This is a genomic window from Pseudomonas sp. BIGb0176 (genome assembly GCF_024810175.1).
Classification (GTDB): domain Bacteria; phylum Pseudomonadota; class Gammaproteobacteria; order Pseudomonadales; family Pseudomonadaceae; genus Aquipseudomonas; species Aquipseudomonas protegens.
Genome location: NZ_JANUEC010000001.1, coordinates 2,408,640 through 2,421,356 on the forward strand (window position 1 = coordinate 2,408,640; position 12,717 = coordinate 2,421,356).

Consider the following 12,717-nt stretch of genomic DNA (forward strand, 5'->3'; position numbering starts at 1 on the left):
AGATTCGTTACGGACGCGCGACTAGCGAAATTGCGCAAGGAACCGCAAGTCGTTGTCGAAGAACAGGCGCAAGTCATTGACACCGTAACGCAGCATGGCCAGACGCTCGGCGCCCATGCCGAAGGCAAAGCCTTGGAACTCTTCCGGATCGATCCCGGACATACGCAGCACATTCGGATGAACCATGCCGCATCCCATGACTTCCAGCCAGCCAGTCTGCTTGCAGACCCGGCAGCCTTTACCGCTGCACATCACGCATTCCATATCGACTTCGGCGGAAGGCTCGGTGAACGGGAAGTACGAAGGACGGAAACGCACCGCCAGTTCCTTCTCGAAGAACACCCGCAGGAACTCTTCGATCGTGCCCTTCAGGTCGGCAAAATTGATGTCACGATCGACCAGCAGGCCTTCGACCTGGTGAAACATCGGCGAGTGAGTGATATCGGAGTCGCTACGGTACACACGGCCTGGGCAGACAATGCGAATCGGCGGCTGCTGCGACTCCATGGTGCGGACCTGTACCGGCGAGGTGTGGGTGCGCAACAACATGTTCGCGTTGAAATAGAAGGTGTCGTGCATCGACCGGGCCGGGTGGTGGCCTGGGATGTTGAGCGCTTCAAAGTTGTGATAGTCGTCTTCAACCTCAGGGCCTTCGGCGATGCCATAGCCAATATGAGTGAAGAACTGTTCGATACGCTCCAGGGTCCGCGTAATCGGGTGCAGACCGCCCGAGGTCTGGCCACGGCCCGGCAGAGTGACGTCAATGCACTCGGCGGCGAGCTTGGCGCTGAGTTCCGCCTCCTCGAAAGCCGCTTTGCGAGCATTGAGAACCTCTGTTACACGCTCCTTGGCAACGTTGATCAGCGCACCGACTTGCGGACGCTCTTCGGCAGGCAGGTTGCCCAGGGTCTTCATCACCTGAGTCAGCTCGCCCTTCTTGCCAAGGAAGTGAACCCGGATCTGTTCCAGGGCATTGATGTCTTCAGCGTGTTGCACGGCCTCAAGTGCTTGAGAAACCAGCGCATCCAGGTTTTCCATGTACAGACTCCAGATACAAAATAGGGGAAGAGCTTGAAGGCTCTTCCCCTATTTATGACGTTTAACATCTGGGCTCACGAAAGGTGAGCCCGGATGACTGTCGGGGGTACTTAAGCCAAGGTGGCTTTAGCTTTCTCGACAATCGCAGCAAACGCCGCTTTTTCGTTCACTGCCAGATCAGCCAGAACCTTACGGTCGATCTCGATGGACGCCTTTTTCAGGCCAGCGATCAGACGGCTGTACGACAGGCCGTTATTACGAGCACCAGCGTTGATACGAGCAATCCACAGAGCGCGGAACTGACGTTTTTTCTGACGACGGTCACGGTAGGCGTATTGGCCTGCCTTGATTACCGCTTGCTTGGCAACACGGAATACGCGCGAGCGAGCGCCGTAGTAGCCTTTAGCAAGTTTCAGAATTTTTTTGTGACGTTTACGGGCAATGACGCCACGCTTTACACGAGCCATGAGTTACTTCCTCTATTCTTGATCCAAAAATTAACGAAGGCGCAGCATGCGCTCGACTTTTGCCACGTCAGACGGATGCAGCAAGCTGCTACCGCGCAGTTGACGCTTACGCTTGGTCGACATTTTGGTCAGGATGTGGCTCTTGAAAGCGTGCTTGTGCTTGATACCGTTAGCAGTTTTCAGAAACCGCTTAGCAGCACCACTTTTGGTTTTCATCTTTGGCATGTTCGGATACTCCGCATTCAGTTGATAAACATAATCAGAAGGCCTGCCGTGCCCTGTTGATTACTTCTTCTTTTTCGGGGCGATGACCATGATCAGCTGGCGTCCTTCCATCTTAGGATGCTGTTCGACCGAACCGTACTCTTGCAGGTCAGCTTCAACCCGCTTGAGGAGTTCCATCCCCAGCTCCTGGTGGGCCATCTCACGGCCGCGGAATCGCAAGGATACCTTGGCCCTGTCCCCGTCACTCAGGAAACGTACCAGGTTGCGCAGTTTTACCTGGTAATCCCCTTCCTCCGTCCCTGGACGAAACTTGATTTCTTTAACCTGAATCTGCTTCTGGTTCTTCTTCGCAGCAGCAATCTGCTTCTTCTTTTCGAAGATCGACTTGCCGTAATCCATCACCCGGCAAACAGGTGGGACTGCGTCGGCGGAAATTTCCACCAGATCCAGCTTGGCTTCTTCAGCTATACGAAGCGCTTCATCAATCGAGACGATGCCAATCTGCTCGCCGTCAGCGCCAATTAACCGAACCTCGCGTGCCGAGATATTCTCGTTGATCGGGGCTTTCGGTGCAGCTCGTTTATCTTGTCTCATATCACGCTTAATAATAATTACTCCGAATCTTGGCGACCACGCCGGGAAACCGCTTGTGCGAGGAACGCCGAGAATTGGGCGACAGGCATCGAGCCCAGGTCTTCACCTTCACGGGTACGCACAGCGACAGTCTGCATCTCGACCTCCCGATCTCCAATAACCAAGAGATAGGGAACCTTGAGCAAAGTATGCTCGCGGATTTTAAAGCCGATCTTTTCATTTCTCAAGTCGGACTTGGCACGAAATCCGCTTTGATTGAGTGTTTTTTCCACTTCGAGGGCAAAATCTGCCTGTTTATCAGTGATATTCATCACCACGGCCTGAGTCGGAGCCAGCCACGCAGGGAATGCACCCTCGTAATGCTCGATCAGAATCCCGACAAAACGCTCGAAGGAACCGAGGATCGCCCGGTGCAACATCACCGGATGCTTACGGCTGTTGTCTTCGGAAACGTACTCGGCACCCAGACGGATCGGCAGGTTGAAGTCCAACTGCAAGGTACCGCACTGCCAGACACGACCCAGGCAGTCCTTCAGCGAGAACTCGATCTTCGGACCGTAGAATGCGCCCTCGCCCGGCTGCAGGTCGTATGGCAGGCCGGCGCTATCCAGAGCCGCTGCCAGTGCGCTTTCCGCACGATCCCACAGATCATCGGAGCCCACGCGCTTTTCAGGGCGAGTGGACAGCTTCATCTCGATGTCCTTGAAGCCGAAGTCGGCATAGACATCCATGGTCAGCTTGATGAACGCCGCAGACTCGGCCTGCATCTGGTCTTCAGTACAGAAGATGTGAGCATCATCCTGAGTGAAGCCACGCACACGCATGATGCCGTGCAGAGCGCCCGAGGGTTCATTACGGTGGCAGGCACCGAACTCGGCCAGGCGCATCGGCAGCTCGCGGTAGCTCTTCAGGCCCTGATTGAACACCTGCACGTGGCAAGGGCAGTTCATCGGCTTGATTGCGTAGTCGCGGCTTTCCGACTCGGTGGTGAACATGTTCTCGGCGTAGTTGGCCCAGTGCCCGGATTTTTCCCAGAGACTGCGGTCAACCACCTGCGGAGTCTTGATCTCCAGGTAACCGTTGTCACGCTGCACCTTGCGCATGTACTGCTCGAGCACCTGGTACAGGGTCCAGCCATTAGGGTGCCAGAACACCATGCCCGGCGCTTCTTCCTGGGTATGGAACAGGCCCAGGCGCTTGCCGATCTTGCGATGATCGCGCTTCTCGGCCTCTTCGATACGCTGGATGTAGGCAGCGAGCTGCTTCTTGTCCGCCCAGGCAGTACCGTAGATCCGCTGCAACTGCTCGTTCTTGGCATCACCGCGCCAGTAGGCACCGGACAACTTGGTCAGCTTGAAGGACTTCAGGAAACGCGTGTTCGGCACGTGCGGACCGCGGCACATGTCGACATATTCTTCGTGGTAGTACAGGCCCATCGCTTGCTCGTTCGGCATGTCTTCGACCAAACGCAGCTTGTAGTCCTCGCCACGGGCCTTGAACACCTCGATCACTTCGGCGCGCGGCGTGACCTTCTTGATCACGTCGTAGTCCTTCTCGATCAGCTGCTGCATGCGCTGCTCGATGGCGGCCATATCCTCAGGCGTGAAAGGACGCTCATAGGCGATGTCGTAATAGAAGCCTTCATCGATGACCGGACCGATGACCATTTTCGCGGTCGGATACAACTGCTTGACCGCATGCCCCACCAAGTGAGCGCAAGAGTGGCGAATGATCTCCAGCCCCTCTTCGTCCTTTGGCGTGATGATTTGCAGGGTTGCATCGCCGTCGATCACGTCGCAGGCGTCGACCAGCTTGCCATTGACCTTGCCAGCCAATGTGGCCTTGGCCAGGCCCGCGCCAATGGAAGCGGCGACCTCGGCTACGGATACTGCATGATCGAATGAACGTTGACTGCCGTCGGGAAGAGTAATAGTGGGCATGGCGCCTCCTCTCCTAGTGGTGACCCCTACCAAAGGTCACGTGGGTTGGGATGAGCCAGTACGCGATTCAGTCCGGCCGTTCTGCTACGAACGCCTGCCTCACAGTGGCAAGAGCCTTGCGGCCAACCGAAAAACCGAACCAGAGTGACTGGGGTTCACATCAAGATTAATGAGGCATAGACGGCAAGGGCTAGAAAAGGCCCAAAGCTTGAAAACACCGAAGCCGGGCATGCTAGCACAGATACATCGCAATCGCCGTGCAGCAAATTATCGCGAGCCTGGTTTACAGTCTTTTATTGTTGAAAGTGAACTTGAGATGTACGTCGAGCCTCAAATAACCGGAGAATCGTCGTCCTTGCTACCGACTTCAGGAGAACCCGACTCATGCGCCTTATCAAACTGCTCGCCCTTGCCGCACCGCTCACCCTGCTACTGCCTTTGAGTGCACAGGCGGCATGGCCTGCCGGAGCACGCGCCGACTACATGAAGGACTGCACCGCGGCGGCCAGCCAGAACATCGACGCCAAGAGCGCCGAAAAGCACTGTGCCTGCGGCGCCGACAAGCTAAATGAAAAATTCACCACCGAGGAGATCAAGGAGCTGATGAGCAAAACCAAGCAACCCAGCGCAGATCTGCGAACCCGAGCATTGGACGCCATCGCTGCTTGCCGGGTGGTCAAATAAGCTGCTGATGCCCGGAACAGGCTGCGCCAGTGCTCGCCACAGAGCCTGAAACGCGGTCTTTTTCACAATTTACGCAGCTTTTACGGGTTTTTTTATTACCCTCTGTTTTACGCCAAAGCCCCTTAAACCGGGGCCTGCAGCCAACTCAGATGGCAAAATACACAGGTACATCGGGCAAAGAGCGCCTCTGGGGGGCTCCCAAGCCGAACATTTCGACTATGATAGCTCGGTGTGCCCAGTTGGCCTGAGCAGCACAGCACTACTGAAAATATATGTTTCTTGGAGATACACCATGTCTAATCGCCAAACCGGCACCGTAAAATGGTTCAACGATGAAAAAGGCTTCGGCTTCATCACTCCTCAAGGTGGCGGTGACGACCTGTTCGTACACTTCAAAGCTATTGAAAGCGACGGTTTCAAAAGCCTGAAAGAAGGCCAGACCGTTTCCTTCGTGGCTGAGAAAGGCCAAAAGGGTATGCAAGCTGCACAAGTTCGCCCTGAGTAATTTCTCAGCGAGCTAAAAAAACCCCGTCCATGTGACGGGGTTTTTTATGCGTGATCCAAAGGCCTCAGCCCTCAACCACAGTTGACCCGGGTCACCACCAGGCCGGCATCAGTGTTCAGGTTCAGGCGATCCGAGCGGTACTCCAGGGTGATCATGTCGTTGGGCTTGAGGAACCGTGCGTACTGCGCTCCTGCGCGTGTACGGGCCTGCTCGAGCAACTCGGGAGAAGCCTTCTTGCCGACAGCGAATTCGGCGGCCGATGCCTCACAACGAGTGTGCCCGGACTCAGCGGCCACAGGCTCCTTTGTCGCCCCGCCAGTGCTGCACCCACCAAGGACGACAGCGGCCAACAAGGTTCCGAATGAAGCGAGCTTCCAAGGCATGAAGCCTCCTTTTCAAAATTAAGCAGAGATCGTGCGACAGCCGATTTGGCTTTTGGTTTCAAAACAAATGGCCATTTGCCGTATCAGGTGAACAGCGGGCAAGTCTGCCTCAGCCGGTGCCACTCTTTCACGGGACAATCGTCACCGGATATGAACGACGCTCAATAGATGTCGATGTAGTCGAACGCCGGCTTGGGCCAGTTCTGCTTGAGCGCATTGAAGATCTGCATCACCCAGACCTCGTCGGCGGCAGCCACCTTGCCGACATACCCGGAGCCGGCCGCCCAGGTTTCCAGGCGAAACAGCAAACCTTCTATCTCGGCACCGCCCACTACCCCCGAAGAGATATAGGCAATTCCGGTTTTGCTCACGCGCAACTGGGTATGCACGTTGTCGCTGGCAGACGCCAGCAGCTGACGCACCGCCTCCAGGGTCAGGGCATCAGGCTGGTTCAAATCGATTTGCACGGAGGCTTCCTTGAGCACAGGAAAAGCCGCAGTGTCGCACAGCACTCGCCTGATGCCTAAGTCGGAGTGCCAAACGCCCGGCAACATGGTTAACTCTGCGACGCAGCAACTACCCGCCCAGAGCCCTGCCCTGGCGCCCGCCTTATCCGAATTCGTGAGACTTTCATGGCCACCGTGAGTATCGACGCCGACATCAAAGCCAAATGGCCCCAGGGCCAATGCTCCTACAGCCCGGGGAGCCCGGAGGAGCTGGCGATCATTGGCATAGACCTGCTGGTCAAGGAACTGGGCACCCAGTCCGCCCGAGCCTTCATTGAACAAGTCTTCGAGAAATACCCGGCCGACCACCTGGGCGTACAGGACCCGGAACGGGAATAGAACCCCGCAGGCAGGTACCTGCGGGGGCAAGGTTTACTTGAGACGCGCCAGGCGCTCGGTGAGCAAGTCGAAGAAGCCCTGGGCATCGCCGTTCTCAACCCAGAACACGTTCTTTTCCTGCTTCAGGCCGTCGTACCAATCGACGATGGTCTGGCCGAAGGTCGGCCCCTCGCGGCTGTCGATGACCATATTGGCTTGACGGCCGGTGAACAGCTCGGGCTTGAGCAGGTAGGCAATCACTGTAGCGTCATGCACCGGGCCGCCGGGAATACCGTAGTGCTCCATGTCACCCTTGACGTACTCGTTGAGGATGTCCCCCACCACCTTGCTGGCGTTGTTGTTCAACGCCGCGATCTTCTGCAGCCGCGCATCGCTGGTCAGCACCTTGTGGGTCACGTCCAGCGGCAGATAGGTCAGTTTGACGCCGCTCTTGAGCACCACTTCGGCCGCCTGGGGGTCGGCGAACAGGTTGAACTCGGCCACCGGCGTGATGTTGCCACCGTTGAAGTGCGCACCGCCCATGACCACCACTTCCTTGATGCCCTGGGTGATGTCCGGTGCCTGGATCAGCGCCAGCGCCAGGTTGGTCTGCGGGCCGAGCATGGCGATGGTGATGCTGTGGGGCTTGGCCGCCCGCAGCGTATCGATCAGGTAGTTGATCGCATTGCCCTTGGCCAGAGGCGCCTTGGGCTCGTGCACCGTCACCCCGGAAATGCCTTCCTTGCCATGGATATTCTCGGCATAGATGGGGGTACGCAGCAGCGGCTTGGGCGCTCCGGCGTATACCGGCACCTCCTCGCGCCCCGCCCACTCACGGGCCAGACGCGCATTGCGCGAGGTCTTGTCCAACCGCACGTTGCCCGCCACCGTGGTCAGGGCGCGGATCTGCAGCTCCTCGGGGGAAGCCAGGGCGAACAGCAGGGCTACCACATCGTCGGCCCCCGGATCGGTGTCGATGATCAGATCGATTTTTTCCGCCGCCTGAGCGCCGGTAGCAGTGAGCAGAGACAAAAGCAGCAGACTCCGGAACCAGTGGTGAAACAACTGAGCATAGCGGCGCATGGCGCACTCCTTGTGCAAGATGGAAAAGGCCCGACAGCGGCCTAGAAGGTCACCCCGGCAATCAGGGCGATATTGCAATACGGCTGGCACTCCCCGGTGCGGATCACCGCACGGGCCTGGCGGCTGAGCACCTTGAAATCCTCGTGGTTCATGAGCTGCCGCTGCCCCAGCTCACCACCGGCGGTCATGCCTTCAAGCGCCGCCAGCGGCGTAGGCTGCTTGAGCAGAATTTCTTCGGCCAGCACATGACGCTCCACCTGCATCTCGCTGAGCAACACCTTCAAGGTAGTGAGAAAGTCGGGAACGCCGTGGGTCAGCGCCAGGTCGATCAACTCCACGCCCGGGGGCACCGGCAGGCCGGCATCGCCGATCACCACGATATCGCCGTGGCCCAGGGACGCGATCAAGCGTGACAGGGCAATGTTGAGCAAAGGTGTCTTTTTCATGAAGGGATAAACGCCTGAACGTCGGACAGCGTGGGAATGGAAGGTTGCGCACCGGCGCGCGTCACCGACAGCGCCGCAGCCACCTGGCCAAAGCGGATGGCCTCGGCTTCGCTCTTGCCGGCAGCCAGGGCCGCGGCAAATCCGCCGACAAAGGTGTCCCCGGCCGCCGTGGTATCGATTGCCTTGACCCTGGGCGCCGGGAAATGCTCGAAACGCTGGCCATCGGCAAACAGCGAGCCCTGTGCACCGAGGGTGATGATCACCTTGCCAGCACCCGCAGCGATCAAGCGACCGGCAGCCACTTCAGCGCTCTCCAGGGAGTCCACCGCTACCCCGCTCAAGGCCGAAGCCTCGCTCTCGTTGGGAATCAGGTAGTCGATCGCGCCATACCACTGCGCTGGCAGCGGGCCACTGGCCGGCGCCGGATTGAGGATCACCGTCTTGCCCAGTTCGCGCCCGCGCTTGAGGGTGTAGCCCACAGTCGCCAGCGGCACTTCAAGCTGGCAGATGATGACTTGCCCATCCTGCAGCACCCCATCGAACCCGGCGACCTTCTCGGGAGTGAGCTGGCCATTGCCGCCGGCGACTATGACAATCGCATTCTGGCTACTGTCATCCACCACGATCAGCGCCACCCCACTGGAGCCTTCGACCACACTCACCGCCTGGCAATCGATCTGCTCGGCCAGCAAGGCACCTCGCAGTTGCTCGCCATAGGCATCGTCGCCGACACAGCCGACCATCGACACCTGCGCTCCCAGCCTGGCCGCAGCCACCGCCTGATTGGCGCCCTTGCCACCGGATACCGTGGCGAAGGATTTGCCAATCAGCGTCTCGCCCCCTCGGGGCAGGCGCTCGGCCCGAGTCACCAGGTCCATGTTGAGGCTACCCACTACCACTACTTTTGCTGACATACATCGGTACTCAATCAGTTGGGTTCAGCGGTATTCGGCGAAAGCGCCACCCAGCGGCGCCGTCGACTCCCGCAAGACGATATTCGGCGTAACGATGCGCTGGTCGACCGGCAGCTCCCGGCAGGCGATCCGCCGCAGCAGCAACTCTGCCGCGGTTTCCCCCAGTTGCAGGATCGACTGGCCGACCGTGGTCAGCGCCGGGTAGACGTAGCGGCTCATGAGGATGTCGTCGAAGCCGATCACCGAAAGCTCGCTGGGCACGCGGATATTGCGCTCCGCTGCCGCGCGTAGCACCCCGATGCCCATCATGTCGTTGCCAGCGAAAATCGCGCTCGGCGGCTGTCCGCCATCGAGCAACTGCGCGGCTGCGCGATAACCACCAGTGCTACTGAAATCACTTTCCAGGATGCGCTCGGCAGGCGCCTCGACACCGGCCTCACGCAGCGCCTGCTGGAATCCCGCCAGGCGCATCTGCGCCACACTGGTATTGCCCGGGCCGCCGATGCTGGCAATGTCCCGATGCCCCAGCTCCAGCAGGTGTCGGGTGGCCAGGTAGGCACCGTGCTGGTGGTCGATACGCACCAGGTCGGCGTTCACCCCTTCCAGCCCACGGTCGACAATCACCATCGGCGTGCGCACGCCGGCCAGCCCCTGGGCCAGGCCGCTGTCGCCACCGGCCGAGGTGACAATCAACCCGTCGATACGTTTTTCCAGTAATACCCGCAGGTAGTTGCGCTGCTTCTGCGGGTTGTCGTCGGAGTTGCAGAGGATCACGCAGTAGCCGTTGCGTTCGCAATAATCCTCGATCCCCCGAGCCAACTCGGCGAAGTACGGGTTGAGGCTGTTGGGTACCAGCAAGCCGATGGTAGCCGTGGTCTTGGCCTTCAGCGAACGCGCCACCGCGCTGGGCACATAGTCCAGGCGCGCGATAGCGGCCTCGACCTTGACCCGAACTTCCTCACTGACTGGCCGCGTCTTGTTCAGCACATGGGACACCGTGGTGTAGGAAATCCCCGCCAGCGCCGCCACATCCTTGATTGTTGCCATGAATCAAACCCGCCGATTGGCGCGCTGGCTGCGATAAGTGTCCAGCACCACGGCAATCACGATGACCGCACCAGTGATGATGCGCTTGGTCGGTTCGGATGCGCCGATTTGCGCCAGGCCCGCAGCCAGCACGGAAATAATCAAGACGCCAAAGAAGGTACTGATCACCGAACCGCGCCCGCCCATCAGGCTGGTGCCGCCGATCACCACCGCAGCGATGACTTGCAACTCCAGACCGGAGCCCGCGTTCGGGTCTGCCGCTTCCAGGCGAGAAATCTGAAACAGTGCAGCGATACCTGCCAGCAACCCCATCAGGCTGAAGACCAGGATCTTGTAGGGTTTGGGGTTGATCCCCGCCAGACGCACTGCCTCTTCGTTGGTACCGATGCCGATCAGGTAGCGACCGAACACGGTGCGAGTCAGCACCGCCTGGGCCAGGAAAATAATCAGCAGGGCAATGATAAACGACGGCGAAATGCCGAAGGCAATCGGATTCGACAACCAGGCGAAGGCGTCACCGATGTAGGCGGTGCGTGAGCCCGTCATCTGGTAGGCCACGCCGCGGGCCATTTCCAGTACACCCAGAGACACGATGAACGAAGGAATGCGCCAGGCCACGGTGATGGAACCGGTCACCGTTCCAGCCAGCGCCGCGCAAGCCATGCCCAGCAACGCCGCGGGCACCACGCTCCAGCCCCAGCCGAGAATCGCCACGCTGACGGTCGACGCCGCCAGGGCCAGTACCGAGCCCACGGACAGGTCGATGCCACCGATGATCAGGACGAAGGTCATGCCCACCGCCAGCACCATCAGGTCGGGAATCTGGTTGGCCAGGGTACTGAAGGTGTCATAGGACAGAAAATGACTGCTGAGTAGGGAGAACAGCACGATCATCCCCAGCAGCGCCCCCGCCAACCCCAGGTAAGTGCCGAGGCCGTAGTAGTGGCCGCCTCGCTTGCCGCTTGCTGCAGTTTTCATGATGCATTCCTAGGCGCCGCTTCATCGATCAGCGCATCTCGTTTTTGATAGCCGGCAAATGCCGCGGCAAGCAGTTCATCCTGGGTCCAGCTGTCGCGCTCGAAGGTATCGATCAGCCGCCCGGCCGAGAGCACGCCGATGCGATCGCAGATCAGCATCAGCTCGCGCAGGTCGCTGGACACCACCACAAGGGCCTTGCCCTGCCGGGTCAACTCCCCCAACAGGCCGTAGATATCGAACTTGGCACCGACATCGATGCCACGGGTCGGCTCATCGAACAGCAGCACCGAACAGTCGCGCTCCAGCCAGCGGCCGATCACCACCTTCTGCTGGTTGCCACCGGACAGCTCGCTGACCAGTTGCGCCGGGCTGGAGCTGCGGATACGCATGGCGTCGATCTGGCGCTGCGCCAGATGCTCCTCGTCCTGGCCATTGACCAGGCCGCTGCTGGAAATCGCCGGCATGTTGCCCAGGGCGATATTGGCGCTGATGGACTGGGTCAACAGCAGCCCCTCACCCTTGCGGTCCTCGGTAATCAGGGCGATGCCGTTGGCCACCGCATCCACTGGCGAGCGGATGCTCACCGGGCGCGCCGGGGTGCCCAGGGCGATGGTGCCGCTGTCGGCGACATCGGCACCGAAGATCAGGCGCAGCAGCTCGGTGCGCCCTGCCCCGATCAACCCGGAAATTCCGAAGATCTCGCCACTGCGGACCTCGAAGGACACATCGCGGACTTTGTCCGAGCGGCTGAGGTTGCTCACCGTCAAGGCCGGCGCGCCGATCCGGCGCTCGCCCAGGTCGATGTGCTCGCCCAGCTCGCGACCCACCATCAGGTTCACCAGTTGCTCGCTGTTGTAGTTGGCCATCGGCTCGACACAGACCAGGCAGCCGTCACGCAATACCGCGATGCGCTGGGCAACCCGGGCCAGCTCTTCCAGGCGATGGGAGATATAGATGATCGACACGCCGCGGGCCTGCAGGCGGGTGATCTGCTCGAAGAGCATTTCTACCTCGCGGGACGTGAGCATGGCGGTGGGCTCATCGAGAATCAGCACATGGCAGTCGCCGATCAGGTTACGGGCGATCTCCACCATCTGCTGGTGGCCGATGCCCAGCTCGCCCACCAGGGTGTCGGGGTCGATGGCATCCAGACCGACCTGGGTCATGGCCTCGATCGCCGCCTTGCGCAATTGCCGGCGGCTGATCCAGCCACCACTGCTGGGCAGGTTGTCGAGGAACAGGTTCTCGGCCACCGACAGGGTCGGCAGCAGGTTGAGCTCCTGCATCACCATGCGAATGCCCAGATCCTCGGCCTGGGCGCGACTGCCCGGACGATAATCCTGGCCATTGAACTGCATGTGCCCTGTGGTGGGGCTGACCAGGCCACCGATGATCTTCGACAGGGTGCTCTTGCCGGCACCGTTCTCGCCGGTGAGCGCCAGCACTTCACCGCGCAACAGCGTCAGGTCGATGCCGGTCAACACCGGTTGCGCATAAGTCTTGCCGATACCGCTGACCGATAGGACAGCGTTGGCAGCAGAAACTGACATAGGAAACTCTCCATGCGCCCGCCCAACCGGGCGAGCGCC

At 59.7% G+C, this 12,717-nt stretch carries 16 protein-coding genes; 3 read left to right on the plus strand and 13 right to left on the minus strand.

The genetic code is table 11. The features are described 5' to 3' along the window. Positions 1 to 21: 21 nt before the first annotated feature. The 5 genes from pheS to thrS all read right to left on the minus strand — a co-directional run bounded on the left by pheS (position 22) and on the right by thrS (position 4,264). Positions 22 to 1,038 (minus strand): phenylalanine--tRNA ligase subunit alpha, encoded by a 1,017-nt coding sequence (pheS, locus tag M2395_RS10420; protein WP_011060419.1) that lies wholly within the window; start codon positions 1,036 to 1,038, stop codon positions 22 to 24. A 110-nt stretch (positions 1,039 to 1,148) separates the two neighbouring features. Beyond that, complete coding sequence (gene rplT, locus M2395_RS10425; RefSeq protein ID WP_011060418.1) at positions 1,149 to 1,505, minus strand: 50S ribosomal protein L20; 357 nt, start codon at positions 1,503 to 1,505, stop codon at positions 1,149 to 1,151. Positions 1,506 to 1,535: 30 nt separating this feature from the next. After that, entirely contained in the window at positions 1,536 to 1,730 is a 195-nt protein-coding gene (gene rpmI, locus M2395_RS10430; protein ID WP_002553160.1) for a 50S ribosomal protein L35, read from the minus strand. Between the two features lie 60 nt (positions 1,731 to 1,790). Then, positions 1,791 to 2,342: a translation initiation factor IF-3 gene (infC, locus tag M2395_RS10435; protein WP_169893379.1), complete on the minus strand. Its 552-nt coding sequence runs from the start codon at positions 2,340 to 2,342 to the stop codon at positions 1,791 to 1,793. Beyond that, positions 2,342 to 4,264: a threonine--tRNA ligase gene (gene thrS / locus M2395_RS10440; protein ID WP_011060417.1), complete on the minus strand. Its 1,923-nt coding sequence runs from the start codon at positions 4,262 to 4,264 to the stop codon at positions 2,342 to 2,344. The genes infC and thrS overlap by 1 nt, the downstream gene beginning before the upstream one ends. Positions 4,265 to 4,648: 384 nt before the next feature. Here thrS and M2395_RS10445 point away from each other — a divergent pair, with 384 nt between their 5' ends. Further along, on the plus strand, positions 4,649 to 4,948 hold the full coding sequence (locus tag M2395_RS10445; RefSeq protein WP_011060416.1) for a hypothetical protein: 300 nt from the start codon (positions 4,649 to 4,651) through the stop codon (positions 4,946 to 4,948). Positions 4,949 to 5,240: 292 nt separating this feature from the next. Further along, entirely contained in the window at positions 5,241 to 5,453 is a 213-nt protein-coding gene (locus M2395_RS10450) for a cold-shock protein (protein WP_003179963.1), read from the plus strand. Between the two features lie 71 nt (positions 5,454 to 5,524). Here M2395_RS10450 and M2395_RS10455 read toward each other — a convergent pair whose 3' ends face one another. Together M2395_RS10455 and M2395_RS10460 are read right to left on the minus strand one after the other, a co-directional pair. Beyond that, on the minus strand, positions 5,525 to 5,836 hold the full coding sequence (locus M2395_RS10455) for an I78 family peptidase inhibitor (RefSeq protein WP_015634923.1): 312 nt from the start codon (positions 5,834 to 5,836) through the stop codon (positions 5,525 to 5,527). 161 nt (positions 5,837 to 5,997) lie between these two features. Beyond that, positions 5,998 to 6,303, minus strand: coding sequence for a hypothetical protein (locus M2395_RS10460; RefSeq protein WP_011060414.1), 306 nt, complete (start codon positions 6,301 to 6,303; stop codon positions 5,998 to 6,000). Positions 6,304 to 6,468: 165 nt separating this feature from the next. Between M2395_RS10460 and M2395_RS10465 the strand changes: the two genes are divergently transcribed. Continuing rightward, entirely contained in the window at positions 6,469 to 6,681 is a 213-nt protein-coding gene (locus M2395_RS10465; RefSeq protein WP_011060413.1) for a hypothetical protein, read from the plus strand. A 33-nt stretch (positions 6,682 to 6,714) separates the two neighbouring features. Here M2395_RS10465 and M2395_RS10470 read toward each other — a convergent pair whose 3' ends face one another. The 6 genes from M2395_RS10470 to M2395_RS10495 are packed head-to-tail and all read right to left on the minus strand — an operon-like array spanning position 6,715 to position 12,678. Further along, a complete protein-coding gene (locus tag M2395_RS10470; RefSeq protein WP_011060412.1) occupies positions 6,715 to 7,743 on the minus strand; it encodes a nucleoside hydrolase in 1,029 nt (342 codons plus the stop codon). A gap of 41 nt (positions 7,744 to 7,784) precedes the next feature. Then, positions 7,785 to 8,189, minus strand: a complete 405-nt coding sequence (rbsD, locus tag M2395_RS10475; RefSeq protein WP_011060411.1) for a D-ribose pyranase — start codon at positions 8,187 to 8,189, stop codon at positions 7,785 to 7,787. Continuing rightward, on the minus strand, positions 8,186 to 9,103 hold the full coding sequence (gene rbsK / locus M2395_RS10480) for a ribokinase (RefSeq protein WP_053157380.1): 918 nt from the start codon (positions 9,101 to 9,103) through the stop codon (positions 8,186 to 8,188). The genes rbsD and rbsK overlap by 4 nt, the downstream gene beginning before the upstream one ends. A gap of 24 nt (positions 9,104 to 9,127) precedes the next feature. Next, complete coding sequence (locus tag M2395_RS10485; RefSeq protein WP_123430348.1) at positions 9,128 to 10,150, minus strand: LacI family DNA-binding transcriptional regulator; 1,023 nt, start codon at positions 10,148 to 10,150, stop codon at positions 9,128 to 9,130. A gap of 3 nt (positions 10,151 to 10,153) precedes the next feature. Continuing rightward, positions 10,154 to 11,128 (minus strand): ABC transporter permease, encoded by a 975-nt coding sequence (locus M2395_RS10490; protein ID WP_011060408.1) that lies wholly within the window; start codon positions 11,126 to 11,128, stop codon positions 10,154 to 10,156. Next, entirely contained in the window at positions 11,125 to 12,678 is a 1,554-nt protein-coding gene (locus M2395_RS10495; protein WP_053157377.1) for a sugar ABC transporter ATP-binding protein, read from the minus strand. Before M2395_RS10495 ends, M2395_RS10490 begins: the two co-directional genes overlap by 4 nt. Positions 12,679 to 12,717: the final 39 nt, after the last annotated feature.